Origin of the sequence: Leifsonia sp. NCR5 (genome assembly GCF_002105485.1) — a bacterium.
Taxonomy (GTDB): domain Bacteria; phylum Actinomycetota; class Actinomycetes; order Actinomycetales; family Microbacteriaceae; genus Leifsonia.
This window is the reverse complement of record NZ_NCSR01000006.1, coordinates 143,270-169,872: the sequence shown is the minus strand read 5'-3', so window position 1 is coordinate 169,872 and position 26,603 is coordinate 143,270. Positions and strand designations below refer to the sequence as shown.

The 26,603-nt window shown below is 69.3% G+C and carries 25 protein-coding genes; 14 read left to right on the top strand and 11 right to left on the bottom strand.

Features of this window, described 5'->3' with window-relative positions; all coding sequences use genetic code 11:
- The 6 genes from B7438_RS07585 to B7438_RS07560 form a co-directional block, all read right to left on the bottom strand.
- Positions 1-1,011, bottom strand: coding sequence for a DUF2804 domain-containing protein (locus B7438_RS07585; RefSeq protein WP_085368927.1), 1,011 nt, complete (start codon positions 1,009-1,011; stop codon positions 1-3).
- On the bottom strand, positions 986-2,809 hold the full coding sequence (locus tag B7438_RS07580) for a glycoside hydrolase family 2 protein (RefSeq protein ID WP_085368949.1): 1,824 nt from the start codon (positions 2,807-2,809) through the stop codon (positions 986-988). The genes B7438_RS07585 and B7438_RS07580 overlap by 26 nt, the downstream gene beginning before the upstream one ends.
- Positions 2,806-4,122 carry an MFS transporter gene (locus tag B7438_RS07575; protein WP_085368926.1) on the bottom strand — a complete coding sequence of 439 codons (1,317 nt, stop codon included), beginning with the start codon at positions 4,120-4,122 and terminating at the stop codon, positions 2,806-2,808. The genes B7438_RS07580 and B7438_RS07575 overlap by 4 nt, the downstream gene beginning before the upstream one ends.
- A gap of 106 nt (positions 4,123-4,228) precedes the next feature.
- Positions 4,229-5,008, bottom strand: coding sequence for an SDR family oxidoreductase (locus B7438_RS07570; protein ID WP_085368925.1), 780 nt, complete (start codon positions 5,006-5,008; stop codon positions 4,229-4,231).
- On the bottom strand, positions 5,005-5,562 hold the full coding sequence (locus B7438_RS07565) for a MarR family winged helix-turn-helix transcriptional regulator (RefSeq protein ID WP_085368924.1): 558 nt from the start codon (positions 5,560-5,562) through the stop codon (positions 5,005-5,007). Before B7438_RS07565 ends, B7438_RS07570 begins: the two co-directional genes overlap by 4 nt.
- Positions 5,563-5,633: 71 nt before the next feature.
- On the bottom strand, positions 5,634-5,924 hold the full coding sequence (locus tag B7438_RS07560; protein WP_085368948.1) for a hypothetical protein: 291 nt from the start codon (positions 5,922-5,924) through the stop codon (positions 5,634-5,636).
- Between the two features lie 139 nt (positions 5,925-6,063).
- On the opposite strand from B7438_RS07560, the gene B7438_RS07555 reads away from it, so the two are divergent.
- Genes B7438_RS07555 through B7438_RS07535 form a run of 5 tightly spaced genes read left to right on the top strand, consistent with a single transcriptional unit; the run spans position 6,064 to position 12,702 of the window.
- Positions 6,064-7,521 carry a glycoside hydrolase family 5 protein gene (locus B7438_RS07555; RefSeq protein ID WP_218775148.1) on the top strand — a complete coding sequence of 486 codons (1,458 nt, stop codon included), beginning with the start codon at positions 6,064-6,066 and terminating at the stop codon, positions 7,519-7,521.
- A 4-nt stretch (positions 7,522-7,525) separates the two neighbouring features.
- The gene (locus B7438_RS07550) at positions 7,526-8,629 is read left to right on the top strand and encodes a zinc-binding dehydrogenase (protein ID WP_218775147.1); all 1,104 of its coding nucleotides are present in this window, start codon (positions 7,526-7,528) and stop codon (positions 8,627-8,629) included.
- Positions 8,598-10,367 (top strand): IlvD/Edd family dehydratase, encoded by a 1,770-nt coding sequence (locus B7438_RS07545; protein ID WP_256921909.1) that lies wholly within the window; start codon positions 8,598-8,600, stop codon positions 10,365-10,367. The genes B7438_RS07550 and B7438_RS07545 overlap by 32 nt, the downstream gene beginning before the upstream one ends.
- Positions 10,364-11,248 carry a fumarylacetoacetate hydrolase family protein gene (locus B7438_RS07540; protein WP_085368922.1) on the top strand — a complete coding sequence of 295 codons (885 nt, stop codon included), beginning with the start codon at positions 10,364-10,366 and terminating at the stop codon, positions 11,246-11,248. Before B7438_RS07545 ends, B7438_RS07540 begins: the two co-directional genes overlap by 4 nt.
- Complete coding sequence (locus tag B7438_RS07535) at positions 11,245-12,702, top strand: aldehyde dehydrogenase (NADP(+)) (RefSeq protein ID WP_085368921.1); 1,458 nt, start codon at positions 11,245-11,247, stop codon at positions 12,700-12,702. Before B7438_RS07540 ends, B7438_RS07535 begins: the two co-directional genes overlap by 4 nt.
- Before the next feature lies 1 nt (position 12,703).
- Here the strand turns inward: B7438_RS07535 and B7438_RS07530 are convergent, their stop codons facing one another.
- Positions 12,704-13,567, bottom strand: a complete 864-nt coding sequence (locus B7438_RS07530; protein ID WP_218775146.1) for an SMP-30/gluconolactonase/LRE family protein — start codon at positions 13,565-13,567, stop codon at positions 12,704-12,706.
- Positions 13,564-14,343, bottom strand: coding sequence for an SDR family NAD(P)-dependent oxidoreductase (locus B7438_RS07525; protein ID WP_085368920.1), 780 nt, complete (start codon positions 14,341-14,343; stop codon positions 13,564-13,566). Before B7438_RS07525 ends, B7438_RS07530 begins: the two co-directional genes overlap by 4 nt.
- 138 nt (positions 14,344-14,481) lie before the next feature.
- Here B7438_RS07525 and B7438_RS07520 point away from each other — a divergent pair, with 138 nt between their 5' ends.
- The 8 genes from B7438_RS07520 to B7438_RS07485 all read left to right on the top strand — a co-directional run bounded on the left by B7438_RS07520 (position 14,482) and on the right by B7438_RS07485 (position 22,233).
- Positions 14,482-15,513, top strand: coding sequence for a LacI family DNA-binding transcriptional regulator (locus B7438_RS07520; RefSeq protein ID WP_143465696.1), 1,032 nt, complete (start codon positions 14,482-14,484; stop codon positions 15,511-15,513).
- A gap of 247 nt (positions 15,514-15,760) precedes the next feature.
- Entirely contained in the window at positions 15,761-17,137 is a 1,377-nt protein-coding gene (locus tag B7438_RS07515) for an ABC transporter substrate-binding protein (protein ID WP_085368918.1), read from the top strand.
- A complete protein-coding gene (locus B7438_RS07510; RefSeq protein ID WP_085368917.1) occupies positions 17,134-18,069 on the top strand; it encodes a carbohydrate ABC transporter permease in 936 nt (311 codons plus the stop codon). Before B7438_RS07515 ends, B7438_RS07510 begins: the two co-directional genes overlap by 4 nt.
- The gene (locus B7438_RS07505; protein ID WP_085368916.1) at positions 18,069-18,857 is read left to right on the top strand and encodes a carbohydrate ABC transporter permease; all 789 of its coding nucleotides are present in this window, start codon (positions 18,069-18,071) and stop codon (positions 18,855-18,857) included. Before B7438_RS07510 ends, B7438_RS07505 begins: the two co-directional genes overlap by 1 nt.
- Positions 18,858-18,876: 19 nt before the next feature.
- A complete protein-coding gene (locus tag B7438_RS07500) occupies positions 18,877-19,233 on the top strand; it encodes a tautomerase family protein (protein ID WP_085368915.1) in 357 nt (118 codons plus the stop codon).
- Positions 19,230-20,309 carry an NAD-dependent epimerase/dehydratase family protein gene (locus tag B7438_RS07495; protein ID WP_085368914.1) on the top strand — a complete coding sequence of 360 codons (1,080 nt, stop codon included), beginning with the start codon at positions 19,230-19,232 and terminating at the stop codon, positions 20,307-20,309. Before B7438_RS07500 ends, B7438_RS07495 begins: the two co-directional genes overlap by 4 nt.
- Complete coding sequence (locus B7438_RS07490; RefSeq protein ID WP_306293888.1) at positions 20,306-21,253, top strand: aldo/keto reductase; 948 nt, start codon at positions 20,306-20,308, stop codon at positions 21,251-21,253. The genes B7438_RS07495 and B7438_RS07490 overlap by 4 nt, the downstream gene beginning before the upstream one ends.
- Positions 21,254-21,267: 14 nt before the next feature.
- Positions 21,268-22,233, top strand: a complete 966-nt coding sequence (locus B7438_RS07485) for a Gfo/Idh/MocA family protein (protein WP_085368913.1) — start codon at positions 21,268-21,270, stop codon at positions 22,231-22,233.
- Positions 22,234-22,242: 9 nt separating this feature from the next.
- Here B7438_RS07485 and B7438_RS07480 read toward each other — a convergent pair whose 3' ends face one another.
- From B7438_RS07480 to B7438_RS07470, 3 genes are read right to left on the bottom strand one after another with little or no spacing between them, the layout of a single operon-like run.
- A complete protein-coding gene (locus B7438_RS07480) occupies positions 22,243-23,073 on the bottom strand; it encodes a carbohydrate ABC transporter permease (protein WP_085368912.1) in 831 nt (276 codons plus the stop codon).
- Positions 23,070-24,032: a carbohydrate ABC transporter permease gene (locus B7438_RS07475; protein ID WP_085368943.1), complete on the bottom strand. Its 963-nt coding sequence runs from the start codon at positions 24,030-24,032 to the stop codon at positions 23,070-23,072. The genes B7438_RS07480 and B7438_RS07475 overlap by 4 nt, the downstream gene beginning before the upstream one ends.
- 6 nt (positions 24,033-24,038) lie before the next feature.
- On the bottom strand, positions 24,039-25,352 hold the full coding sequence (locus B7438_RS07470; protein WP_256921908.1) for an ABC transporter substrate-binding protein: 1,314 nt from the start codon (positions 25,350-25,352) through the stop codon (positions 24,039-24,041).
- A gap of 206 nt (positions 25,353-25,558) precedes the next feature.
- Here B7438_RS07470 and B7438_RS07465 point away from each other — a divergent pair, with 206 nt between their 5' ends.
- A complete protein-coding gene (locus B7438_RS07465; RefSeq protein ID WP_085368910.1) occupies positions 25,559-26,593 on the top strand; it encodes a LacI family DNA-binding transcriptional regulator in 1,035 nt (344 codons plus the stop codon).
- Positions 26,594-26,603 lie beyond the last annotated feature (10 nt).

The window sequence follows — 26,603 nt, the reverse complement described above, 5'->3', positions numbered from 1 at the left end:
TCACCAGCGGTTGCGCACGTCTTCCGCCCAGCCGAGCAGCCCGTCGATCCGGATGCGCCCCTGCGCGATGTCGACCCATCCCGAGTAGTGGCCGAAGCACTGGTGGCCGCGACTGCCGAACACGACCAGTTCCGTCGAGCTCGTGTGGTCCCAGAACGGCACGAAGGTCACGTCAACACTGCTGCCGCGGATGCGCCACGGCGCCAGCCAGTCCCGTTCGTCGTACTCCCAGTCGAGTTCTTCGCTGATCTTGTGCAGCACGCCGTCGACGAGCACGCCGTTCTCCGTGGAGCCCGTCCCGTCCGTCCACCTCCCGCCGAGCTGCAGGCCGATCGTCCTCCCGTCGACCACACCGGATGCCGCGCCCCAGTTCCACCGCATCCGGTACGGCCAGCGCCCTCTGCCGTGGTCGAGCACGGCCCAGCTCTCGCCGGACGGCAGCTCCACGCGCGTGCCGTCGATGTCCAGCCAGCCGGTGGCGGGGCGCGCGACGTCCTTGACCGTGTACTGGAAGCGCTTGTGCGACCAGGGGACGACGACGGCGAGCACCTCGTGTCCGTCCGGACGCTCGGCGGTGATGTCGAAGGCGACGCCGGGTGCTGTTCCCCGCAGGCGCGTGCCGCCCGGCAGCTCGTCGATGTCGATGGACAGCGAGCGGGTGCGCGCCCTGGCGGACGACGCGCCCAGCCGGGCAGGGAGGGTCGCGCTCCCAGCGAGGGGGGAGACGGCTCCGCGTTCGACGGTCGCGCCCGACCGGATGTCGTGGGCCATGATCCCGTGCACCGCCGCGTAGTCGAGCGACGAGACGGTGAGAGACACGATGTGCGTCGGCGTCGTGACGGCCCAGTACTCCCAGCGCTTGTTGCGGCCCCAGACGGTGCGGCCGTCGATGCCGGACGTGTCGTGCAGCGGTGTGCGCGACCAGCCGACCGAGCGGCGGTCGAGCCGCCCATCCGCGAGGCAGAGCGACACGGGCTCCGTCAGTTCACGCTCGACGATTCTGTGACCCATCCTGGACTCCTTCGTGTGCCGGCAGGTTCGGTGGGGCGACGAGCGCGAACCGCGCGGCCAGCTCCCGGGTGATCGTGCGGACGGTGTCCGCGTCGGCCTTCAGCACGGTCCGGTCGGCGGTGAGGAGGCCGTTCAGCTCGTCCTCCACGTCGGCGAGCTGCGTGTACACGATCCCGGACAGCCCCTCCGCGATGGCGGGAAGCACCTCGTTCCTGTGCAGTGCGGCGAACGCATCCGTGAACGCGGAGACGGACGGGAGTCTGCGATAGCCGAACTCGCGGTCGCTGAACGCGTGCCCCGCGAGGCGGAGGCTGTACCCGCCGTACTCGGACACGACGACGGCGCGCCCGTCGCGGCCCCAGCTCCTGGACGGCCGGATGCGGCGGAAGTAGACGTGCAGGCTGCGCAGGTCGCCGCCGCCCTGGTCGTGCCAGCCGCTCGCGTGGTCGATGACCCTGTCCTGGTCGAGCGACCGGATGCGCTCCACGGCGTCGAGGGCGTCGAACTGCCCCCAGCCCTCGTTGAACGGCACCCAGGCCACCACGCTCGGCACGCTCGTCAGCAGCGTGACGGTCTCGGCGAGCTCGCGCTGGAACTCCTCGCGCCCCGCGGCATCCTGCCTGCCGAAGACAAGATGCCGCCGGTCGTCGATGCGCACGGGCAGCAGAACCGGTGCGGTGATGACCGCCGGGTTGTACCGGCGGCCGCCGTTCACCATGTCCTGCCACACGAGCATCCCGAGCCTGTCGCAGTGGTGGTACCAGCGCAGCGACTCGACTTTGATGTGCTTGCGCAGCATCGTGAAGCCGAGCTCCTTCATGCTCTGGATGTCGTGGATGAGCGCGTCGTCGGAGGGTGCGGTGAGCAGGCCGTCCGGCCAGTAGCCCTGGTCGAGGACGCCGGCGTGGAAGTACGGGCGGCCGTTGAGGAGCAGCCGGGGCATGCCGTTCCCGTCGCGCTCGACGCCGACGGAGCGCATCCCGACGTAGCTGGTGACGCTGTCGGTGCCGAGTCGCACCTCGAGGTCGTAGAGGTACGGATCCTCCGGGCTCCACGCACGCACGTCGTCGACGGGGAGGGTGATCGGCTCGCCCGGCCTGCCGCTGCCGCTCGACACCACCGCGCCGTCGGCGGTCAGGACGACCGTGGCCTCGGTGGTCGTCGAGGCGGCGCTGCCGATCACGGTCACCTCGACCGTGGCGTCCGCGAGCAGCGGCCGGATGTCGAGCCGCTGCACGTGCACCGCCGGCACGGACTCCAGCCAGACCGTCTGCCAGATCCCGGACTGCGCGGTGTACCAGATGCCCCCGCGGCGCAACGCCTGCTTGCCGCGGGAACGGTGGCTCGTGTCGCTGACGTCGACCACGTCGACGGTCAGTACGTGCTCGGCCTCGTCGGACAGAGCGGAACCGAGGTCGATGCAGAACGGCAGGAACCCGCCGGAGTGCCCGCCCACCCGAACGCCGTCGAGGTACACGACGCAGTCCTGGTCGACGGCCCCGAAGTGCAGCAGCACCCTGTCCTCCGCGAACCCGCTCGGGATGCGCACCGTGCGCCGGTACCAGAGGTGCCGTCCAGGAAGCAGCTGCCGCCCGACGCCGGAGAGCTCCGCCTCCGGGGAGAACGGCACGAGGATGTCTCCGTCCCAGTCCACCGGATGCTCTGCGCTGTCGGTGATCGCGTACTCCCACCGGCCGTTGAGGTTGAGGTAGCTGTCGCGCACGAGCTGCGGTCGCGGGTACTCCTGCAGCACGGCATCCCGGTCGAGGGAGTCGGCCCACGGCGTCCTCAGGCTCACGAGCGGCCCCACTTCGCGCGCACGGCGACGAGCACGGGAACGAGCACGAGCACCACGGCCGCCGTCGCGAAGATCTCCGGACCGGGCACCGGCTGCACGACGCCGAGCGAGGTGTACGTGTTCGCCGCACCGGAGATGACAGCGGCACCGAGGAACGGACCGGCGATCATCGGGATCATCACCGCGAGGATCATCCGGATGCCCTGCACGGCACCCGCACGGTCGGCCGGGGTGTGGTCGCGGGTCATCGCGGAGACCGTCGCCAGTGACGCCATCATGCCCGCCATCATCACCGTGGCCGCCGCGATGACCAGCGGCAGGTCGCGCGCGAAGGTCATGGCGATCAGGCCGACAGCGAAGACGCCGACGGCGGGGAGCAGGAACCTGGCCTTGCCGACCCTGTCCATCACGCGGCCGGCGACGATGCTCAGCGCGGACGCCAGGATCAGGACAATTCCGAGGGCGAGCGCGTACGACTCGATGCGGAGGTAGCGCTGCAGATAGATGATCACGAAGGGCAGGAACACCTGGGTGCTCGTGCCGATGACGGCCCAGATCGCCAGCGTGAGATAGAGGGCGGGCTGTCGCCTGACCGTGCTCGGGCGCAGACCGTGCACCACTGCGCTCAGGATGCGCTCCCGCCTGGCCGGAACGCCGCGATCCCGGATGAGGAACCACGACAGCGCGCCCGTCGCGATGGTGATGATGCCGACCACGCCGAAGAACAGCTTCCAGTCTCCGGCGCGGGTGAGGCCGTCGAGCAGCCCGAACACCAGCAGCATGGCGATCAGCGGGAGCACGGCGAGCACGCCGTCGACCCTGCCCCGGTTGGCCGGAGCGGTGGAGTCTGTCACCCACGCGCTGAATGCGGCGTCGTTGGCGCCGGAGCCGAACGCGCTCATCACGCAGTCGAGCAGCACGATCGCGACGATGGCGCCGATGAGGGCGGCCCCGGTGGGAGCTTCAGCACCGGACGGGGCTCCGACGAATCCGAACGCGGCCGTGCAGATGCCCCAGGCGACGTAGCCGACGGCGATGAGCGCGCGGCGGCGACCCATCCGGTCGGACCAGGCTCCGACAAGCAGTGTGGCGACGGTCGCGGCGACCGCGCTCGACCCGACCAGGATGGCGATGACGTTGGGGTCGGGGGAGATGGTGTCGTACACGTACACGTTGAGGTACATGTTCTCGACGGTCCAGGCCAGCTGGCCGACCAGACCGACGACGACGAGCGCCAGCCAGGTCCTGCCGCCGAGGACGGGACGGGTCGCGCGGGTTGCTGCGGGGGCTGCGGGTTCGGTTCGTGGACCCATCACATCCTCATCATCGAGAGTTGCAACGTGGAAATAACTATCCAGACCATAGCAACAAAAGCGGCCGCGAGCGGACATCCCTCCGCTCGCGGCCGTCCGGATCAGCTCACCAGGTGCTGTCGCCGCGCACGGTGACTTCGTAGCCGCCGTCGACGAAGATCACCTGTCCGCACAGGTGCGAGTTCTGCTCGCCGGCGAGCCAGACCAGCAGCTCGGCGGCGACCTCGGGGCCGAACGGCCCGTTGAGGGGCATCGGCACCTGCTCGTTCAGACGGGCGCGGCCCTCCGGGGTGGCGACCAGCTCCGCGGTCATCGGGGTGAGGACGACGCCGGGGGCGATGGCGTTGAGCGGGATGCTCGCGCCCGCCCACTCCGGTGTCGCGGCGTTCCGGCGCAGCCAGCGGGCGAGCGCGCGCTTGCTCGACGAGTAGATCTGGTGCGCGGTGGCCGGGGACTCGGCGAGCACGGTGGCGCGGGCGAGCGCATCCTCCTCGGTGCCGTCGAGCAGCAGGTCGACCAGCGTTTCGTCGTGGCTCTGCAGCGAGGCCATCGACGCCACGGCCACGGCGCGGGGAGCGCTGGAGGCGGCGAGCAGCGGGCGCAGCCCGTCGAGCGTCGCGATGGCGCCGTAGTAGTTGACGGCTGCGGTGACGGGGATGCCGGCGCTCAGCCCGGCGACGGCGAGCACGCCGTCGAGCACTCCGCCGGAGAGCTCTGTCGCCTTCTCGACGAGCGTCGCCCGTCCCTCCGCGGTGGAGAGGTCGGCGGAGATGTCGGTGCCGGCGAGGTCGGCGCCGATCACGCGGTGTCCGCCGGAGCGCAGGAGTTCGGCTGTGGCCTTGCCGATGCCGCTCGCGGCTCCGGTGACGAGGTAGGTGCGGGTCATTTCTCTTCTTTCTCGGGTGATGCGGGTGTGTCGGTCTGAGGCGGTCGTGCTGTGGTGGCTGCGGGGTCGGAGACGCCCGCAGCGTATGCGACGGCCTCGTCCCTGAAGCGCTGCAGGAGGCGGCGGAAGTCGTCGCGGTCGCGGTCCGGCCAGGTCTGCAGGAGGTCGGCCATCATGGCGTCGCCCGCGTCGACCAGGGCGTTCGCCGCAGCGGTGCCGTCCTCCGTCAGCCGGAGCAGTGTCGCGCGGGAGTCCTCCGGATCGTCGCGCTTCTCGACGAGCCCGTGCGCGCCGAGCCTGGCGCTCAGCTTCGAGATCGCTGACGCTCCGACGTGCAGCCGGGAGGCGAGGGTGGATGCGCGCTGCTCGCCGTCCCTGGCCAGCAGGGTGATGGCGACGATCGCCGTGGTATCCAGCTCGACGCCGACCCGGCCGGCGAGACCCCGGATGAACGCGCCGGACGACCAGAGCGCGAAGACCTCGAGCAGTGCGGCCAGCTGGCCGGAGCGATAGGGCAGCCCGGGGGTCGTGCCGGGAACCTCATCCACTGCCATCGCTGCCGCCTCTCGAAATGCTGTCTTGAGGACAGTATATCCTCCGTCCGGGCGGATGGGGGCGGCGATGGCTAGACCAGCGTTTCCACCCGGATCAGCTCCGTGCGGGCCACGACCTCGCGGTGCACGTCGGCCAGTGCCACTCGTCTCGGGTCGGTCAGGTACGCCTGCAGTGCTGCGTCGTTTGGCAGATGGATGACCTGCACCTCGAGCGGGGCGTCGCCGTCTCCGATGCGGCGCACCCGGCTGACCACCCGGCCTCCATGCTCGGGCACGAGTGCGAGGACCGTGTCCTCGTAGCGGGAGAGGGCGTCGTCATTGCCGTCGGACGCCCAGAGCAGGACGCACAGTTCAAGGCTCATCGGCACAGGATAGCCGCGCTCCGCATCGGCGCGCTTGACACCTTCCGGCCGCATCCCTAGCCTGAGAGCGCGACGAAATAAGTCGTAAATTTAACGAAACTTTTCGTGACGACGTGGTCAGAACAGTGAGGTCAGAACAGTGGGATCAGGCAACGAGAGCTCCGGACGTCCACCCGGTTTCGTCTCCATCGACGGTAGCGGATTCCTGGACGGATGGGGGCGTCCCATCCGGTTCACGGGCGTCTGCATCGGCGGATGGCTGAACATGGAGAACTTCATCACCGGCTATGCGGCCAACGAGTCGCTGATGCGCGACAAGGTCGCCGGCGTGATCGGGGCCGACCGAGCCGGCCGGTTCTTCGAGCGGCTGCTCAGCGCGTTCTACGGAGAGGCCGACGCGGAGTTCCTGGGCTCGCTCGGCATGACGATCGTCCGGATCCCGGTCAACTACCGCCATTTCGAGTCGGACGCCGACCCGTTCACGATCCTCCCCACCGCGTTCGACCACCTCGACCGCGCGATCGAGGCATCCGGCCGCCACGGCATCTACTCGGTCATCGACCTGCACGCCCTCCCCGGCAGCCAGAACCACCACTGGCACTCCGACAACTCCACCCACGAGCCGCACCTGTGGCAGCACCCGCACTTCCAGGACCGGGTTGAGAACATCTGGAAGGCCATCGCCGAGCACTACAATGACAACACCTGGGTCGCCGGATACAACCTGATGAACGAACCGGCGGACGAGTCCCGTGTCGTCGTCGGCCCGCTCTACCGCCGCCTGTTCGAGGCCGTGCGCGCCATCGACCCCGACCACACCATCTACCTCGACGGGAACACCTACTCCACGGAGTTCGACATGTTCGACGCGGAACCGTGGCCGAACACCGTGTACTCGCTGCACGACTACGTCGCGGCGGGGCTCGGCCGCGGAGGCGACTACCCCGGATACACGGACGGCACGTACATCGACGCCGACTACGCCAGGCAGAAGTTCCTGCAGCGCTCCGAATACGCCAGGCGGACGGGCACGCCGATCTTCGTCGGAGAGTTCGCTCCCATTTACACCGGCGACGAGCGCACGGACGCGATGCGCAGGCAGCTCCTCGCCGACCAGCTCGACCTCTACCGTGAGTTCGAGGTCAGCTGGACCAGCTGGATGTACAAAGATCTCGGCAGGCAAGGTCTCGTCGCCGTGACGGAGGACTCGCCGTACCGCCGCCGCTTCGACGCCTTCGTCGCCAAGAAGAACCGCCTCGCCGCCGACCAGTGGGGCAGCGACCGACTCGGCGGCGACGGCGTCCGCGAGGTCAGCCAGGCCGTGCAGGACCTCGCCGCGCGCGAATTCCCGGCCTGGACGCCGTACCCGTGGGGCCGGTTCGACACCGTCGCGACCGTGCTCAACAACATCCTCTTCGCCCAGCCGCTCGCCGACGAGTACGCCGAGCTGTTCCGCGGCCTGACCGACGACGAACTGGATGCGCTCGCCGACTCGTTCTCGTTCGAGCAGTGCGTTGTGCGCGAGAGCCTGCTGGATCAGCTGGTGGGCGGTCAGGACCAGCCGACCGTCCCCACAGCCTCCGCCGGTCAGGCCTGACGCCGTGCGCGCCATCGTGCTCCGGTCTCCGGACGCCGATCCGCTGCTCGAAGAGGTGGAGCTGTCGGCGCCGCGTGCCGGGGAGCTGCTGGTCCGCATCGAGGCCGCCGGTGTCTGCCACAGCGACTACCACTACATGACCGGCGACCTCACGGCGCCGCTGCCCCTCGTGCTCGGGCACGAAGGGGCGGGCATCGTCGAGGAGGTCGGTGCAGGCTCGTCCGGCAGGTTCGCCGTCGGCGACAGGGTGGCCCTGCTGTGGCGTCCGCGCTGCGGCACCTGCGCGGCGTGCATCTCCGGAAATCCGGTGCTCTGCGAGCGTGGCCCCGTTCAGGCCGGGTCGGGCGGGCTGCCGGACGGCACGAGCAGGCTGTCGCTGCCGGACGGCGGAACGCTGCACCACCTGATGGGGGTCTCCTGCTTCGCCGACCGTGTCGTGGTCAACGAGAACGCGGCCGTTCCCGTGCCGGATGGGGTGCCGCCCGAGGTAGCGGCGATCTCGGCCTGCGCGGTGATCACCGGTGTCGGGGCGGTGTTCCACGAGGTGCGGGAGGCGGCAGGGCGGCCGCTGCTCGTGCTCGGCGCCGGAGGGGTGGGGCTGTCCAGCGTGATGGGCGCTGCCCTCGTCGGCGCGCATCCACTGATCGTCATCGACGTCGACGATGCCAAACTCGCACTCGCCCGCGACCTCGGCGCGACGCACACCATCAACGGTCGCGACGAGGATGTGGTCGCTCGCGTGCTCGAGATCACCGGAGGCGCGGGCGTGCCGTGGGCGATCGAGGCCGTCGGCCGAGCGCAGACCCTGGAGCAGGCCGTGGAGTGCGTCGCGCCGGGCGGCACCCTGGTCGCCGTCGGCCTGGGAGCGGCGGGCGCCGGATTCCAGGTGCCGCTCAACCAGCTCGTGCAGCGGCAGAAGCGCGTCGTCGGCTCGCTCTACGGGTCGAGCAACCCGCAGCTCGACCTGCCGAGGATCTTCGCCCTCTATCTCGCGGGGAAGCTGCCGATCGACAGGCTGATCGGCGACCGCCTCCCCATCACCGACTTCGCCGAGGCGTACCGGCGGCTCACCGCCGGTGCTGTCGGGCGGGGCATACTCGTGCCGTAGGGCACATCAATCGAAGGAGATTCACTCGATGGTCCGATCACAGGGCTGGTACGGCGGCGACGGCCGCGACCCGTACATCCACCGGGCGTGGATGCGCAGAGGCGTGCCGGATCACGCGTTCGACGGGAGGCCGCAGATCGCCATCGCGAACACGGCGAGCGACCTGACGCCGTGCAACATGCACCTCAACGAGGTGGCCGAATACGTCAAGCAGGGAGTGTGGGAGGCGGGCGGCGTCCCGGTTAACGTGCCGATGGTGTCGCTGGGGGAGACCCTGGTCAAGCCGACGGCGATGCTCTGGCGCAACCTGGCCGCGATGGCCACCGAGGAGATGCTGCGCGCCAATCCGATCGACGCCGCCGTGCTGCTCGGCGGCTGCGACAAGACGATCCCCGCCCTGCTGATGGGAGCGGCGTCCGTCGACATCCCCGCCGTCGTGCTGCCGGGCGGCCCGATGCTGAACGGCTACTTCCGCGGGGAGCGGATGGGCTGCGGCACCGGTGTCTGGCAGCTCTCGGAGGAGGTCAGGGCCGGCACGCTCAGCGAGGCGGAGTTCGAGGCGACGGACAAGAAGATGATCCGCAGCAAGGGGCACTGCAACACGATGGGCACCGCATCCACGATGGGGTTGATGGCCGAAGCCCTCGGCATGACGATCCCCGGTGTCGCGGGCACGCCTGCCGCGGACAGCCGCCTGCTCGAAGCCGCCCACGCGTCCGGCAGGCTCGCGGTCGAGCTCGCGCTGGAGGACCGCCGCATCTCGCAGGTCATCACGAAGGAGTCCTTCCACAACGCGATCGTCGCGCTCGCCGGGATCGGCGGATCCACCAACGCCGTCGTGCACCTGCTGGCGATCGCCGGGCGGCTGGGCATCGACCTCACCCTGGAGGACTTCGACAGGATCGGCGGCCAGGTGCCGCTGCTCGTCAACCTGCAGCCGGCGGGCGCATACCTGATGGAGGATCTGTTCCGCGCAGGCGGCTTCCTCGCGGTGCTCGACCAGCTCACCGATCTGCTCGACCCGGCGGCGCAGACCGTCACCGGGCGTCCGCTCACCGACTACCTCGGCGGCAACCAGGTGTGGGACAGCGGCGTGATCACGCTCCGCGACGACCCGCTGCAGGACGACGCGGGTATCGCGGTCCTGCACGGCAATCTCGCCCCGCGCGGCGCGATCATCAAGCCGGCCGCCGCGACCCCCGAGCTGCTGGTGCACACCGGGCGGGCCGTCGTCTTCGACTCCATCGAAGACGCCCACGCGCGCCTGGACGACCCGGACCTCGACGTCGACGCGGACTCCGTGCTCGTCCTCCGCGGCTGCGGGCCGAAGGGATACCCCGGAATGCCGGAGGTGGGCAACATGCCCATCCCGCAGAAGCTGCTGAAGCAGGGCGTTCGCGACATGGTGAGGATCAGCGACGGACGTATGTCCGGAACGGCATACGGCACCGTCGTGCTGCACGTCGCCCCCGAGGCGGCCGCCGGCGGACCGCTCTCGCTCGTGCAGGACGGCGACCTGATCTCGCTCGACGTGCCGAACCGGCGACTGGAACTCCTGGTCGACGGGGCGGAGCTGGCGGGCAGGACCGCTGCCCAGCGCGAGGTCGACGGCTTCGCGACGGCAGACCGCGGCTGGCAGAAGCTGTACATCGAACACGTCCAAGGAGCAGACACCGGCGCCGACCTCGACTTCCTCGTCGGGTCGAGCGGCTCGGTGGTCACGAGGGAGTCCCATTGAGCACCGAGAACACCGCCACAGCCCGGCCGCACACGGCCATCGCCAGGGTGGAGGCCGGCGGCGAGATCGTCTGGGCGGTCCGCCGCGGTGAGGAGTACTCGCCGCTCGGCCTCACCCTGACCGAGCTGCTCCGGCTGCCTGCTCCGGATGCGCGCAGCGCCGTCGAGCGCGCATCCGGCGGCGGCATCGTGCCCGCCAGGGTGCTCGCGCCTGTCGATCCGCAGCAGGAGGTCTGGGCCGCCGGTGTGACCTACCTGCGCAGCAGGGACGGCCGCATCGAGGAGGCGAGCGACGGGACACCGTACGACAAGGTCTACGCCGCCGAGCGCCCCGAACTGTTCTTCAAGGCGACGGGCGCGCGGGTGATCGGGCCAGGAGGGAACGTCGGCGTCCGCGCGGATTCGCCCTGGAACGTGCCGGAGCCGGAGCTCGGCCTCGTGCTCGACGCCCACGGCGGGCTGTTCGGCTACGTGCCGGGTGACGACGCGTCGAGCCGGTCGATCGAGGGGGAGAACCTGCTCTACCTTCCGCAGGCCAAGGTGTACACCGCCGCCTGCGGGCTGGGTCCGGAGATCGTCCCGGCCTGGGAGGTGGCGGCGCCGTTCGCGATCGGTCTCGAGATCAGCCGGGGTGGCGAGACGGTCTTCAGCGGCTCTGCGTCGACCGATCAGATGGCGCGCACGCTCGACGACCTCGCCGACTGGTTGTTCCGGGGGCTGGACTTCCCCGACGGCGTGATCCTGCTGACCGGCACCGGCGTGGTGCCGGATGCGGACTTCACGCTGCTGCCCGGCGACGAGGTCGCCGTCGACATCGCCGGGGTCGGGCGCCTGGTCAACGGGGTATCGCTCGTCGGCACCCAGAAGGAGGGAACGCGATGACAGCATCGGACACGATCACCGTGGACGTCGAGACCGCCATGACGGACGCGGCAGCCGCCGCCCCGCAGCTGGCCCTCTCGACCCCCGCCGCGCGCGCCGCCTGGCTGCGCGCCATCGCCGACCGGCTGGATGCCGACGCGGACGCCCTGGTCGACCTCGCCGCGCGCGAGAGCCACCTGACCACGCAGCGCCTCACCGGCGAACTGGTGCGCACCACCTTCCAGCTGCGCCTGTTCGCGCAGACGGTCGAGGACGGCCGCTACCTCGACGCGACCATCGACCACGCCGATCCGGACTGGCCGATGGGCGCCCGCCCCGACCTGCGCAGGGTGCTCCGCCCGATCGGGCCGGCTGCCGTCTACGCGGCGAGCAACTTCCCATTCGCCTTCTCCGTTGCCGGTGGAGACACCGCGGCGGCCATCGCGGCGGGAGCGCCGGTGGTCCTGAAGGCGCACCCCGCGCATCCGGAGCTCAGCCGGGCGGTCGCGGGGCACATTCTGGCTGCACTGGACGAGGCGGGGGCACCCGGCGGCACGTTCGCGATCGTCGAGGGCAGAGAGGAGGGGCGCACACTCGTCCTCGACCCGCGGCTCGCGGTCGCGACCTTCACCGGGTCGCTGTCCGGCGGGCGCGCGCTGTTCGACCTGGCAGCATCCCGGCCGGAGCCGATCCCGTTCTACGGCGAGCTCGGCAGCGTCAACCCCGTCTTCGTGACGCGGGCGGCCGCTGCGGCCCGGGCGGAGCGGATCGCCGACGGCTTCGCGGCGTCGATGACGCTCGGCGTCGGCCAGTTCTGCACGAAGCCGGGCGTCCTGTTCGTGCCGGAGTCGTCTGCGCTCCAGCAACTGGTGGTGGATGCGGTGCGCGCGAGCAACGGAGGCCCGATGCTCTCCGACACGATCCGCGACGGCTTCTACGGCAGCCTCGACCCGCTCGCCGGTCGCGACGGCGTCGACCTCCTCGCCGGGTCGGCCGAGCGCGGAGACCAGCCGACGCCGACGGTGTACGGCACAGACGTCGCGACCTTCCTCGCGCATCCGGAGGAGCTGCTGGAGGAGCACTTCGGGCCTGCCGCCCTGCTCGTCCGCTACGGCTCGGACGACGAGCTGCTCGCCGCGGCTCGCAGCCTGAACGGCCAGCTCACCGCGACGGTGCACGGCGAGGACGACGACAGCGTCGGCGACCTGATCGAGCTGCTCGCCGCGAAGGCGGGCCGCGTGCTCTGGAACGGCTGGCCGACCGGCGTGTCCGTGACGTACGCGCAGCAGCACGGCGGGCCGTACCCGGCGACGACGGCGCCGCACTTCACCTCGGTGGGCACCGCATCCATCGGGCGGTTCCTGCGGCCGGTCGCCTACCAGGACACTCCGGATGCTGCGCTGCCGCCCGCCCTGAAGGAGGCGAACCCGCTGGGCATCCCGCGCCTGGTGGACGGCACGATCCAGCTGCCCTGATTCAGCCGGCGTAGTCGGGGAGTGCGACGCCGCGCACCCCCGGCTGCGCGGCGAACACGGCCCCCGCCTGCGGCTCGGCGTCGTCCGGAAGGTGCTGCCTGGACGACGTGATGTAGAGGGTGTCCAGGTCGTGCCCACCGAAGGCGGCGGCGCTGGTGTTCGTGACGCCTGGCACGTCGAGCACTGCCGTCAGAGCTCCCGTCTGGTCGTAGCGTCGCACGGCGCCTCCTCCCCAGAAGGCCACCCAGAGTCCGCCGTCCGCGTCGATGGTCATGCCGTCCGGCGATCCGGCGACGTCGTCGCCGATCGTCACGAGCGGGCGGCGATCGTGGAACGAGCCGTCGGTGCCGTCGTAGTCGAACACATCCACCCGCCTGGTGTCCGTGTCGACGTAGTAGGCGACCGACCCGTCGGCGCTCCACTGCAGGCCGTTCGAGATGGTGGCGCCGGTCAGGGCAACGGAGGTGGTGGTGTCCGGTTCGAGCCGGTAGATCGCGGCGGCGCCGGGCGTGGCGTCGTAGGCCATCGAGCCGCAGAAGAACCGGCCGAACGGATCGCAGCCTCCCTCGTTGAGCCGGATGCCGGGGTCGGTCAGCACGTCGGGCAGGCGCCGGTCGAGGGAGAACTCCTCATCGAACAGCGAGAAGCCGTGCTCTGTCGCCACGATGAAACCGCCGGAGGCCCTGCGCCGGATCACCGCGGCGACAGGGCTGCCGACGTCGTAGCGCCGCGGGCGCTCGAACGACGCGAGGTCGACGACAGCGCCGGCGAGCATGTCGACCACGAGCAGTCGCTGACCCACCCGGTCCCACGACGGCCCCTCTCCGTGCCAGGTGACCGGCGCCGTGACCTGTTCAGCCCTCACTGCCAGCCTCCGTCCATGACCCACGTCTGCCCGGTGGCCAGCCGGGAGTCGTCGGCCGCCAGCCACAGCATCAGTCTGGCGATATCGGCGGGATACAGGAGCTCCGGCACGCACTGAGCGGCGAGGATCTTCTCGTGCTCGGCCTCGCCGACCCAGCTCTCCAGTTGTCTGGGTGTCATGATCCAGCCGGGGATGATGCAGTTCACCCGGATGCCGTCCGGCCCCAGCTCCCTGGCCAGCGTGCGGGTCAGCCCCTCGATGCCCGCCTTCGCCGTGATGTAGACGGGAAGGTCGACCAGGTCGATGTGCGCGCTGATCGAGCCGAGGTTGATGATCGAGCCGCCGCCCGCGGCCTTCATCAGCGGCCAGACGGCCTGCGCGGCGAAGAAGTGGTGGCGCACGTTCACGGCGATCCCGTCGTCCCACCCGTCGAGGTCGATGTCGGCGACCGCGCGCCTGGTGTCGTTGGCGGCGTTGTTGACGAGCACGGTCGGCGGCCCCACCCGAGTGGATGCGGCGTCGACCGCCCGCTGCAGAGCCGGCACGTCCCGCACATCGACGCGCTGAAAGTACGGCTCCGGGTCTCCGCGCTCTGCGATGGTCGCGGCGAGCTCCGCCGCCGCAGCCTCGTCGATGTCGATGAACGCGACCCTGGCGCCCTGTGCGGCGAGCTGGGAGACGAATTCGGCGCCGAGTCCCGTCGCTCCTCCGCTGACGAACGCGGTGCGGCCCGCCAGGGACGGGTAGCGGGCGAACCGAGCGTCGGTGATCGTCATTGATGCCCTTTGCGATGTAATGTTTCCAGATCAGAGAGAAAACTATCTGAACCGCCACACTAGGAGGTCGCGCGCACGTCGTCAACCGCTCAGGGCGGCGGACGCGGCGCGGCAGCGGCCGCGGATACGATGAGGCTCATGGGAAACGACGCCACCGGTGAAGCGCCGCCGACGCGGGCAACCCTCTCGGAGGTCGCGGCGCTCGCGAAGGTGTCCGTGGCCACCGTCTCGAAGGTGCTCAACGGCCGGACCGGCGTCTCGGACGACACCAGGGGCCGCATCGAGGCGCTGCTCGACGAGCGCAACTACAACCGACGGCTGAGCGCCCAGAGCACGGCGCCCCTGATCGAGGTCCTCTGCTTCGAGATCGACAGCCCGTTCGGTGGCGCCGCCATCGTCGGCATCGAGCGTGTCGCCCGCGAGCACGGCATCGGGATGGTCGTCACCGGCTCGGAGGAGTCGCACCTCCCCGGGCCGGACTGGGTCGACGGCGTGCTGCGCAGGCAGCCGCTCGGCATCATCCTGGTCGCGGCGCTCTTGCCGGAGAAGGACAAGGCGCGGCTGCGCAGTCGCGCCATCCCGATCGTCATGATCGATCCGTACGGCGCCCCGGCGACGGACGCACCCTCGATCGGCTCCGCCGACTGGAACGGTGCGTTCCTCGCCACCCAGCACCTGATCGGGCTGGGGCACGAGCGCATCGCCATCGTCACGGGTCCCGACAGCATGATGGCGTCGACCGCCCGGCTCTCCGGCTATCGTGCAGCACTGGATGCGGCCGGCATCCCGGTCAGGCGGGAGTACATCCGGCCCGGCAAGTTCCACCGGGACGACGGCCTCACGGAAGCGCGCGATCTGCTGTCGTCCTCCGAGCCGCCCACCGCGATCTTCGCGTCGAGCGACCTGCAGGCGCTCGGCGTCTACGAGGCGGCGCGCACTCTCGGTCTCCGGGTGCCGGACGACCTCTCCGTCGTCGGTTACGACGACCTCTCCATCGCGCAGTGGGCCGGCCCGCCGCTCACCACGGTGCGCGTCCCGCTCGCCGAGATGGCCGAGCAGGCGACGCACCTGGTGACCAGGCTGCGTGACGAGCCGGAGCTCGCGTTCAGCAGGATCGAGCTGGCGACCTCCCTGGTCGTGCGCGAGAGCACTGCGCCCCCGCGCGTCTGACCCACCCCGGGTGAGGCGCGCTTTCGCGCGCCCTGATCGCGAAACGTTTCCAAGATCGACGTAAAACTTGACTTCCGTTTACCCTCGTCATTACATTCATCCCCAGTGGTAGGGCGCGCCCCGCAGGACGCGTCTCGCGAAAGACGACGAGGTCTCCCCGACCTCGGCGACCTTCGATCCCCGCCGGGTCCCCTGGCCCGGCGCTCACCCGGACACGCTGCTGTGTCCGCGACGCAAGAGGACTGACATGCGATTCAGATTCACATCGAAGACAGCGCTTCGGTCGATCGCCGCCCTGACCGTTGCAGGGCTGGCGAGCCTCGGACTCGCCGCCTGCTCGGGGTCGAGCCAAGGCGAAGCAGGCTCCGCGACCAGCGGGACGATCAACTGGTGGGGCTGGACCCCGACGAACACCGACGAGGCGAAGGACTTCATCGCCGCGTTCAACAAGAAGTACCCGGACATCAAGGTCAACTTCAAGCTGATCGGCATTTCCGACTACCAGGCCGCGATGCGGCCTGCGCTCTCCTCCAACAGCGGGCCGGATGTCTTCGACCTGCAGCCGGGAGCATACGTGCAGCAGTTCGGCACATACGCCAAAGACCTCACCCCCGTCGCCGAGAAGGCGCTCGGCAGCGATTGGAAGTCCAAGATCGCCAAGATCGCGGTCGACGGCCTCACCGCCAAGGGCAAGCTCACCGCTCTGCCGATCGGCTCGTCGTACGCCGGGTCGCTCTGGTACAACGCCGAGGTGTTCGCCGCGAACAACCTGCAGCCGCCGAAGACCCTCGACGAGTGGAAGAAGGTCTGCCAGACGCTCGAGGCCGCCGGCCAGGGCTGCTTCGCCCAGGGCGCATCCCAGGAGGGCTTCGACCAGGACACCCTGCAGGCCATCTCGAACTCGGTCGAGCCCGGGTACTGGACCAAGGCATCCAAGGGCGACGCCAAGTGGGACTCCCCCCAGATCGTGCAGACGCTGAAGATCTGGAAGGACCTGTTCGACAGCGGCATCATGCAGAAGGGCGCGCTGGGCGCTCAGCAGTACCCCGACATCAACAACGCCTTCCTCACCGGCAAGTACGCGATGGTGATGATGGGCAGCTGGTACACCCAGTACGCGACTCAGGATGCGATGACCCAGGCAATCTCGGCGGCGGGTGTCGCCGGTGCGAAGCCGTTCGCCATCCTGCCGCTGCAGTTCCCGGATGTGGCGGGCAAGGGGAACACGAGCGAGATGTTCGGTGACGCGGACTACGGCCTGGCCGTCGCGGCGAAGTCGAAGCACAGCGCGGCCGCGGAGACGTTCGTGCAGTGGATGGCGACGAGCAAGGAGGGCCAGCAGGTCGTCGCCGACCGTCTCGACACCACGCCCGTGCTGAACGGTATCGCACCGGACTTCACCACCATCAAGTTCGTGAACGACGCCACCCAGTCCGGGCCGGTCAACGACTACCTCAAGAGCATGGCGTCGATCAACGAGCCGCGGTTCGCCCTGCTGAACGCCGACATCGAGAACGCCTTCCTCGCGGCGGCGCAATCGGTCGGCAGCGGAAGCGCCACCCCGCAGGCTGCTGCGAAGACCCTGCAACAGGCAGCGGACGCCGCGAAGGCAGCGAACGGATGACGGTCACCACCCAACGGGTGGACAGCGCGGTCGGCTCACCGAGCCGGCCGCGCCGCCACCGCGGGCGCATCCAGGCGCCGGGACTGCCGTGGATCCTCCCGGCCTTGGTGCTGAGCGCCGGGCTCATCTACTACTGCATCGGATACACCGGGTTCCTCTCCACCCTCAACTGGGACGGCGCGAGCCCCGACCCGCAGTCCATCGGGCTGAAGAACTACACGAACCTCGTCAACGACCCGGTGTTCTGGAAAGCCATCTGGCACACCGTCTCGTTCTTCGTCGTCACCTTCGTGGTGCAGACGGCGATCGGCGTGCTCTTCGCCGTCATCATGCACTCGCGCATCCGGCTGGCGGTGGTCTACAAGGTGATCATCTTCGTGCCGGTCGTGCTGGCGCCGGCCATCATGGCGCCGGTCTTCCGGCAGATCTTCGCCGCGGACGGACAGCTCAACTGGGTGCTCAGCCACATCGGGCTCGGTTTCCTCGCGCAGCCCTGGATCGGCCAGGACTCGACGGCGCTCCCGGTGATCATGGCGATCACCATCTGGCAGTGGACCGGGCTGACCTTCGTGCTCTACTACGCGGCGATGAGCCAGATCGACCCGTCGCTGCTCGAGGCCGCGCGCATCGACGGTGCAGGCAACATCCGCACCCTGACGGCGATCATCTGGCCCAGCCTGCGCGGAACGACGCTGGCGCTCGGCATCCTCAGCGCCATCGGAGCGCTGAAGACCTTCGACGTGCCCTGGCTGGTCACCGTCGCCGGGCCGAACAACTCGACCCAGTTCCTCGGCACGTACATCTACCAGATGACCATCCAGCTGGCGCACGTCGGCTACGGAGCAGCGCTCTCGATCGTCCTGCTGGTGATCGCCCTCGTCATGGCGATCGTCCTGCAGGTCGCGGGGCGCGAGAAGACCGGAGGACGCTGATGTTCGAGGTTCGCCGCTGGTGGAGCAAGGGCCTGCTGCAACTGCTGGCGACCGCCCTCGTCCTGCCGTACCTCTTCCCGCTCATCGCGATGGTGCAGGGCTCCTTCGCCGGAGACGGGTGGGGCAACTACCGCGATGTGCTGCAGGTGCCTGGATTCTTCCGGTTCTTCCTGAACAGCGCGATCATCTCGGCCGGCGTCATCGTGCTCGTCTACGCCGTGACGATGCTCGCCGCGTACGGGTTCGCCAAGCTGCACATCCGGTTCCGCGAGGTCTACTTCTGGATGCTACTCGCCTGCCTCACCCTGCCGGAGGTCGTGCTCCTCACCCCGCTGTTCACGACGACCCAGGCCATCGGGCTGTCGAACACCTACTGGGCGGTGATCCTGCCCCTCGCAGCGCTGCAGGTGCCGTTCGCCGTGCTGCTGACACGCAACTTCATCAACGGGCTCCCGGACGAGATGTTCGAGGCGGCCAGGGTGGACGGTGCGACATCGATGCGCGGATTCCTGCACCTGATCATCCCGCTGACCAGGCCTATCGCGGCGGCCGTGCTGATCTTCACGCTGATCGGAGCATGGAACGACTACCTGATGCCGCTGGTCTTCCTGCAGTCGCAGGAGATGCAGACCATCACCCTCGTGCCGCAGTTCTTCGTCGGCGAGTTCAGCAACGACCAGACCAAGATCCTGGCCTCCGCCGTGCTCACGGCCATCCCGGAGATCGTGGCCTACCTGTGCCTGCAAGGCATGTTCGAGCGCGGCCTCTCGGCCGGTGCCATCAAGTGAACCAAACCCTAGGAGTGAAATGCCACTGATCCAGGTCGACCTCGACCGCACCATCTTCGACACGGCGCACGCCGCCATCGGCGACGCGATCCACGAGGCGCAGATCGAGGCGCTCGGCATCCCGGCCGACGACCGCTTCCAGGTCTTCCGGCCGCACGGCGACGGCGAGCTGAAGTTCGACGCCGGCTACAACGGCGTGGACAGGCAGAGCCTCCTGCTGATCCAGGTGACCGCCGTGCACATGTACCCCGTTGCGGTGAAGCGCCGGTTCTTCGAGGCCGTCGTCGCCAAGCTCGCCCCGCTCGGCATCCGCCAGGAGGACGTGCTCATCTCGCTCGTCGAGAACGGCTTCGAAGACTGGTTCGCGGGCAAATGAGCGCGCAGGCGTTGCGCTACGACAGCGCGCCCATCACGGTGCTGTTCATCGGCGGCACGGGAACGATCAGCGCATCCAGCGTGCGGCTGGCGGCGGAGAGCGGCATGGCCGTCACCGTGCTCACTCGCGGGGCGAACGCGGCGGGGCGGACGCTGCCGGACGGTGTGGAGCGGCTGACAGGAGACATCGCGGACGACGCCTCCGTCCACGCGGCCATCGGCGACCGCAGCTTCGACGCCGTCGTCAACTTCCTCTCCTTCACCGAGGACGACGTGGCCAGGATGGTCGCTCTGTTCTCCGGGCGCACGCGGCAGTACGTGCACATCAGCTCGGCATCGATCTACGCCAAGCCGGTGCTCGTGACGCCCATCACCGAGTCGACGCCCACCGGACCGAACCCGCCGCTGCCGTACGCGACCGCCAAGTGGCGGGCGGAACTGGCGCTCGCCGCTGCGCACCGCGAGCACGGCTTCCCCGTCACGGTGATCCGCCCGTCCCACACGTACGACGACGCCAACCCGCCGCTGCCGGGCGGCTGGACCGTGATCGACCGCATCGCGCGCGGGGCGGAGATCCCGGTGCACGGCGACGGCACATCGCTGTGGACGCTCACGCACGCGGAGGACTTCGCGCAGGGACTCGTCGGGCTGCTCGGCAGCGACAGGGCGATCGGCGAGACGTTCCACATCACCGGGGACGACGTGCTCACCTGGGACCAGATCTACACGCTCTTCGCGACAGCGCTCGGCGTCGAGCCCCGCCTGGTGCACGTGGCGAGCGAGCTGTTCCCCGTCGTTGCTCCCGAGTGGTTCTGGTCCGGCGAGTTCGTCGGCGACCTCGGGCACTCCGCCGTGTTCGACACCACCAAGATCCGTCGCTTCGTCCCCGGCTTCGCTCCGCACCTGACGTTCGAGCGGGCCGTGCGCCGGATGCTCGACTGGCGCGCAGCGCATCCGGCGTCGACGGGCGGGGATGCGGAGACGGAGGCCGTGCTCGACAGGGTGGTGGATGCGTACCACGCGGCCAGGGGTGCGTTCGCCGACCGTGCACCAGCGCTCGCGGAGGCCGCCCGGTGAGTCTGCCCGTGCATCCACTCGGCTCGACAGGGCTCGAGGTCACCGCGCTGTGCATGGGGACGAGCCCGCTCGCGAGCATGCCGCAGCTGTACGGCTACGACGTGAGCGACGAGCGGGCCGTCGCCACCATCGACGCCGTGCTCGACAGCGACATCCGGTTCATCGACACATCCAACGGCTATGGCGAGCACGGAGAGGCCGAGAAGCGCATCGGCCTCGCGCTCGCCGCACACGTCGGCCTTCCTGGAGACTTTGTCCTCGCCACGAAGGTCGACCCCGACCCGGTCACCGGAGATTTCTCCGGTGACCGGGTGCTCGCCTCATACGAGGAGAGCCTGCAGCGGCTCGGCCTCGACAGGGTGCCGCTGCTCTACCTGCACGATCCGGAGCGCATCCCGTTCGAGGACGGCGTCGCGCCTGGCGGTCCCGTCGAAGCCCTGGTGCGGCTGAGGGAGGAGGGCCGCGTCGACCACATCGGCGTCGCGGGCGGCCCCGTCGGTCTGCTGGAGCGGTATCTCGCCACCGGCGCCTTCGAGGTGGTGCTGAGCCACAACAGGTACACCCTGCTCGACCGCTCGGCGGAGGCCATGTTCGTCGCTGCGCGGGAGCGCGGCATCGGCGTCGTCAACGCGGCGCCGTACGGGGGAGGGATGCTCGCGAAGGGTCCGGACGTGCAGGCGAAGTACGGCTACGGTGAGCGCGACGACCACGTCGCGGAGGCGGCCAGGGCGATGGCAGACGTGTGCGCGAGTCACGGCGTCCCGCTCGCGGCCGCCGCCCTGCAATTCTCGCTGCGCGCGTCGTTCGTCGATGCGACCGTGGTGGGGGTCTCGTCCCCGGAGCGGGTCGCCCAGACCATCGAGTACGCCGGCCTGCCGATCCCGGATGCGCTCTGGGCGGAGCTCGATGCGCTGGTCCCTTCGCCGGAATACTGGCTCGGCTGAGTGGAGGGACCAACGTGAACGCGCTCCGCATCGGCCTGCTCGGGGCGGCGGGGATCGCGCCCCGCTCGATCATCGCCCCCGTGCGGCGGAGGCACGACGTCGACCTGGTCGCCGTCGCCTCCCGGCACGATGCATCCGGATACGCGGCCCGTCACGGGATCGCGGCCGCGTACGACAGCTACGACGATGTGATCGCAGACCAGACGATCGACCTCGTCTACATCGCTTTGCCGCCGTCGGAGCACGCGCGCTGGACGATCGCGGCGCTCGAAGCGGGCAAGGACGTGCTCTGCGAGAAGCCGATGACGATGGACGCCGCCGAGGCGCGCGCCGTGCTGGCGACGGCCGAGCGCACGGGACGCCGGGCGATCGAGGCGTTCCACGATCACTACCACCCGCTGCAGGACTGGTTGCGCACGTTCGTCGGCTCCGGAGCTCTCGGGGCTCCCGTCGAGGCGACGGCGACGTTCACCGGCGCGAACCCGTTCGACCCCCGGTCGCTCCGGCACGCGCCGGAACTCGGAGGAGGGGCGCTGATGGATCTCGGCTGCTACCCCATCCACTGGTTGCGCAGCCTGTTCGGCGAACCCCGGGTGGTGGCGGCGTCGGCAGAGCTGAACCCGCTCGGAGCCGATCTCAGCATCGAGGCGGCCCTGTCGTTCGCGGGAGAGGTGCGCGCCACGGTGGTTGCCAGCATGAAGCCGGAGGTGACGCTCGCGTCCACGCTCACCGTGGTCGCCGAGCGCGGAACGCTGCACATCGACAATCTCGTCTTCCCGGCGGCCGGCCACTCCATCGTTGTCGAACAGAACGGCGTCACGCGCATCCAGACCGTCGCCGGTCTCGACACGTACGATCACCAGCTGGCCGCGGTGCTCGACGGGCTCAGGACCGGCCGCCCCCTCGCCACCGAGGGGGCGGACTACGTCGGGAACATGGCGGCCATCGATGCCGTCTATGCCGCCGCGGGTGTCCGCTGAGCGACGGGCTCAGCGACCCGCCAGCGACCCGCCGATGCCTCCGACGCTGAAGTAGCGGTTCAGGAAGGCGAAGATCAGGATGGGCGGCACCATCATCACGACCGCCACCGTCATCACCGGTCCCCAGTCCGTGGCGTTCTGCTGGAAGAAGGTCTGCAGGCCGATCGGCAGTGTGTAGTTCTGTTCGGAGCGGAGGAAGATCACCGCGACGAGGTAGTCGTTCCAGGAGAGCAGGAACGAGAAGATCGCCGTCGACAGGATGCCGGGGAGCGAGTTGCGGAGCACGATCCGGAGGAACCCGGTGAAAACCGAACAGCCGTCCATCCAGGCCGCCTCCTCGAGCGCCATCGGGATGGAGTCGAAGTACGCCGCCATCATCCAGGTCGCCACCGCCAGGGTGCCGCCCACGTACAGGATGATGATGCCGCCGAGGCTGTCCACCAGCCCCAGGTTCGCGAACAGGATGAACAGCGGGATGATCGAGGTGATCACCGGCAGCGACTGGATCACGAACAGGCCGAGCGAGTATCCGGAGACCAGGCGCCCGCGTCCGCGAGACAGGACGTATCCGGCAGGGGCGGCGACCACGATCGCGACGACGACGGTGATGAGAGCGACCAGGACGCTGTTGCCCAGCCAGGCGGCGACCCCGGTCTCCGAGAACACCGTCGCGTAGTTGTCGAGGGTGAGTCCCTGCGTGCTGCTGCCGAAGGCCGGCTGCAGGGAGAGGAAGATCACGGCGGCGAGCGGAACGAGCACGAGAGCGGCGATCAGGAGCAGGGCGGAGAACCGCAGCCACTGGATGCGCCCTCCTGTCGTCTCGGCGGTGGTGGTGGTCACGAGATGTCGACCTTTCGAATCCGTCGGTAGAGGAACACGGAGATCACGACGAGCACGAGCGTCATCAGGAAGGCGATCGCCACCCCGGGCCCGGTCTGGAAGTTCTGGAAGACCGTCGAATACGCGAGCACGACGAGCGTCTGCGTCGACTGCAGCGGGCCGCCCCCGGTGAGGAGGAAGACCGTGGGGAAGTCGTTGACGCAGAAGATGGTCATCAGGATCCAGCTGATGAAGGTGGAGCGCGAGATCATCGGCAGCGTGATGTGGCGGAACGTCTGCCAGGGTCCTGCGCCATCCACCCGGGACGCCTCATAGACGTTGGCGTCCACCGACGCGAGCGCCGAGCTCATCATCATCATCATGAACGGGAAGCTGATCCACACCTTGAAGATGCACACGGTGATCTGCGCGAGCGTTGGGTCCGCGAGGAACAGGGTGTCGCCGAGACCGAGCGCTTTGGTCAGCATCGGCAGGGGGCTCTGCGGCGTCGCGACGAGCCAGTTCCAGGACATCGCGGAGACGACGATCGGCACGACCCAGGGGAGCAGGAGCAGCACCTTGAAGATGCCGCCGCCCGGGGTGCGTGGCCGGAGCAGCAGGGCGAGCGCGAGTCCGATCGCCCAGCTGCCGAAGACGCCGACGATCGTGAAGACCACCGTGAACTGCGCCGCCCGCCAGAACTCGGGCGACTGCAGCACCGTGACGTAGTTGGCCAGGCCGACGAACTCGCCCGCGTCGATGAGGTCGCCGTTCCGCAGAGACTGCAGGGCGGCGTAGACCACGGGATAGGCGTTCAGCAGGACGAGCAGGATGAGCGAGGGGAGCGCGAACAGCAGCAGCGTCCACGAGACGCTGAAGCGGCGGCGGGGGCGTCCGGCGCCTGCCGGGCGGCCGCGGCCGGACGAGCCGACCCCGCTGCGCGCCCTGTCGACGGATCGCCGCAGAGTTTCGGTGGACATCGCCACTCACTTCATCCCGGCGGTGATGGCCTTCTGCAGGGTGCTGAGCGCATCCTTCGGAGTGACCTTGAGCGAGAGGATGCTCTGCGCGAACGTCGACATGGCCGGGGTGCTGTCCACGAGGGCGACGTTGGGGAAGAGCGCGTCGTTCCCCGGGGCGGCCCACGTCTTGCAGACGGGCTGCCAGACGTCGACCATCTTGGCCGCGTTCGCATCCGCGCGGAACTCCGGGGTCTCGGCGATCGAGCGCAGCACGGGGAGGCCGGCTCCGGTGCTCGTCGTCCAGAGCTGCTTCATGCTCTGGTAGTAGTAGGTCAGGAACGCCTCGGAGCCCTTCTGGCTGGGGGTGTTCTTGTACATCATGATGTTGTTCGGGAAGTAGAGCGCGCCCTTGGTGCCGTTCGCGCTGACCAGCGGGTCGCCGACTCTCATGTCGTCCTGGACCGTCCCGCCGAGGATCTGGGCGAGGGACGGCGCCTCGAACCCCATCGCGAACTTGTCGTTCTTCCACTGCGCCTGCGCGTTGCTGCTGGAGTAGCTCACGCTGCCGGGGTCCATGTAGCCCTTCTTCACCATCTCGACGATGAACTCGAGCGCCTGGATGTTCTGCGGCGTCACGCAGTTCGGCTTCTGGTCGTGGTCGAAGAGCCCTCCGCCGTTGTTGATCATCAGTCCGACGATGCCCTGCGCGCCGTTGCCCTGTGCGCCGGCCGCGATCCCGTAGCCGAAGATGCCGATCTTCTTGAGCGCCTCGCAGACGTCCAGGTACGACTGCCAGTCGGTGGGCGGCTCGACGCCGGCCTTCTCGAGCAGCGACTTGCGGTACCAGAGGGCGCGCATGTCGAGGTTGTACGGGAGGGCGACGTACCCGCGCGACGTCTTCATCGTGTCGAGGAGGCCGGGGAGGAAGTCGTCGTACATGCCGTTCGACTTCCACGACTCGAGCAGGTGGTCCGCGTACGCGATCCGGTTCTGCTGCGAGAACTGGAACGCCTGCGTTCCGCTTCCGCTGCTGACCGCCGGGCCCGTGTTGGATGCGACCGCCGAGGCGAACGTGGTAGTGAAGTTCGCCCACTGCACGGCCTGGTAGCTGGCGGAGGGGAGTCCGCTCTTCGGCTTGTATCCGAGGGTGATCTTCTTGTCGAGCGGGGTGAACTGGGTGTTCCCCCACGGCATGTTCCAGAACTTGATCGCTCCCGAACCACCTCCGCCTCCACCGGCCGGTGCGCACGCCGCGAGCGCGGCGAGAACGGCGACTCCTCCGGCGCCGGCGAGCAGTCCGCGGCGGGAGACCGTCAGGGGGTTGTCGAACCCGGGCATCGTCTTCTCCATTCCCGGCAGCTTTGCCGGTGGTCATCGTTGAGTGATGGAGTGCCGGCCCGCCGGCCTCTGGAGTGCAAGAAATTGCGCAAAAGAAGCATTCAGAGCGAAGCGACGGTGCGATCCTCGCACAGTCAATACAACGGATGCAACCGATTCAGATCGCGAAAACTTGCGCAAGTTGATTGTATGTATATGCTCTGATCATGTCCCCAGAGAAGAAACGGGAGCGGCAGCCGACCCTGTCGGACGTCGCCACCGTTGCCGGCACGAGCGTGCCGACGGTCTCGAAAGTCCTGCGGGGCGGAACGGACATCTCTCCGGCCACGCGGGACAGGGTGATGTCCGCGATCCGGGAGGTCGGATACGCGAAAGGCGCCCCGCGCCCACGGGCCAGGCCGGTCTCCTCCGAGGCTCCACCGCTCATCGACCTGGTCGTCAATCACGTCGACGGCAGCTGGGCCAACCGGGTGCTGGTCGGCGTGGAACGGGCGGCCGCCGCCGCCAACGTCGACGTGGTCATCACCATCGCCCGCGGGGACGGCGACTGGGTTTCCCGCCTGCTCCGGCGGCCGTCGCAGGGCGCCGTCATCGTGCTCGTCGATCCGACGGATGCGCAGCTCGCCGCCCTGTCGGCCGGCGGCGTCCCCGTCGTCCTCGTCACGCCGATGAGCAGGCCGGCCGCGCCGGTGCCAAGCGTCGGCGTCACCAACTGGGAGGGAGGCCGCACCGCGGCCGAGCACCTGCTGGAGCTCGGCCACACCAGCTTCGGCGTCATCGGCGGCGGCCGAGACCACCTCTACAACACGGCCAGGATCGACGGCTTCCGCTCCGCCCTCCGCGAAGCGGGAGTGGCAGAGCCGGCCGTCGCGTTCGCCGACTGGAGCAGGCCACTGGCCGCCGAGCGCGCCGTCGAGCTGCTGTCGGCCGACGACCGGCCCACTGCCGTCTTCGCCTGCTCCGACCTGATGGCGCTCGGCGTGTACGACGCAGCGCGCTCGCTCGGCCTGAGCATCCCGGGCGACCTCAGCGTCGTCGGCTTCGACGACGGCCCGGAGGCCGAGTGGGCGACGCCCGCGATCACCACGGTGCACCAGCCGGTCGCCGAGATGGGAGCGGGCGCCGTCGGCCTCCTCTTCCAAACCCGCCAGACCCACCCGGACGACGAGCCCTCCCGTCCACCCCGCATCGAACTCTCGACCACCCTCATCCCGCGCGACTCCACCGCGAGACACCACTAACTGTCGCGAA

Coding starts and splice junctions, on each gene's coding strand:
- B7438_RS07465 (WP_085368910.1), top strand. CDS start 25,559: ATGTCCCCAGAGAAGAAACGGGAGCGGCAGCCGACCCTGTCGGACGTC.
- B7438_RS07500 (WP_085368915.1), top strand. CDS start 18,877: ATGCCACTGATCCAGGTCGACCTCGACCGCACCATCTTCGACACGGCG.
- B7438_RS07560 (WP_085368948.1), bottom strand. CDS start 5,924: ATGAGCCTTGAACTGTGCGTCCTGCTCTGGGCGTCCGACGGCAATGAC.
- B7438_RS07585 (WP_085368927.1), bottom strand. CDS start 1,011: ATGGGTCACAGAATCGTCGAGCGTGAACTGACGGAGCCCGTGTCGCTC.
- B7438_RS07510 (WP_085368917.1), top strand. CDS start 17,134: ATGACGGTCACCACCCAACGGGTGGACAGCGCGGTCGGCTCACCGAGC.
- B7438_RS07520 (WP_143465696.1), top strand. CDS start 14,482: ATGGGAAACGACGCCACCGGTGAAGCGCCGCCGACGCGGGCAACCCTC.
- B7438_RS07535 (WP_085368921.1), top strand. CDS start 11,245: ATGACAGCATCGGACACGATCACCGTGGACGTCGAGACCGCCATGACG.
- B7438_RS07570 (WP_085368925.1), bottom strand. CDS start 5,008: ATGACCCGCACCTACCTCGTCACCGGAGCCGCGAGCGGCATCGGCAAG.
- B7438_RS07515 (WP_085368918.1), top strand. CDS start 15,761: ATGCGATTCAGATTCACATCGAAGACAGCGCTTCGGTCGATCGCCGCC.
- B7438_RS07505 (WP_085368916.1), top strand. CDS start 18,069: ATGTTCGAGGTTCGCCGCTGGTGGAGCAAGGGCCTGCTGCAACTGCTG.
- B7438_RS07495 (WP_085368914.1), top strand. CDS start 19,230: ATGAGCGCGCAGGCGTTGCGCTACGACAGCGCGCCCATCACGGTGCTG.
- B7438_RS07475 (WP_085368943.1), bottom strand. CDS start 24,032: ATGTCCACCGAAACTCTGCGGCGATCCGTCGACAGGGCGCGCAGCGGG.
- B7438_RS07470 (WP_256921908.1), bottom strand. CDS start 25,352: ATGCCCGGGTTCGACAACCCCCTGACGGTCTCCCGCCGCGGACTGCTC.
- B7438_RS07565 (WP_085368924.1), bottom strand. CDS start 5,562: ATGGCAGTGGATGAGGTTCCCGGCACGACCCCCGGGCTGCCCTATCGC.
- B7438_RS07525 (WP_085368920.1), bottom strand. CDS start 14,343: ATGACGATCACCGACGCTCGGTTCGCCCGCTACCCGTCCCTGGCGGGC.
- B7438_RS07575 (WP_085368926.1), bottom strand. CDS start 4,122: ATGGGTCCACGAACCGAACCCGCAGCCCCCGCAGCAACCCGCGCGACC.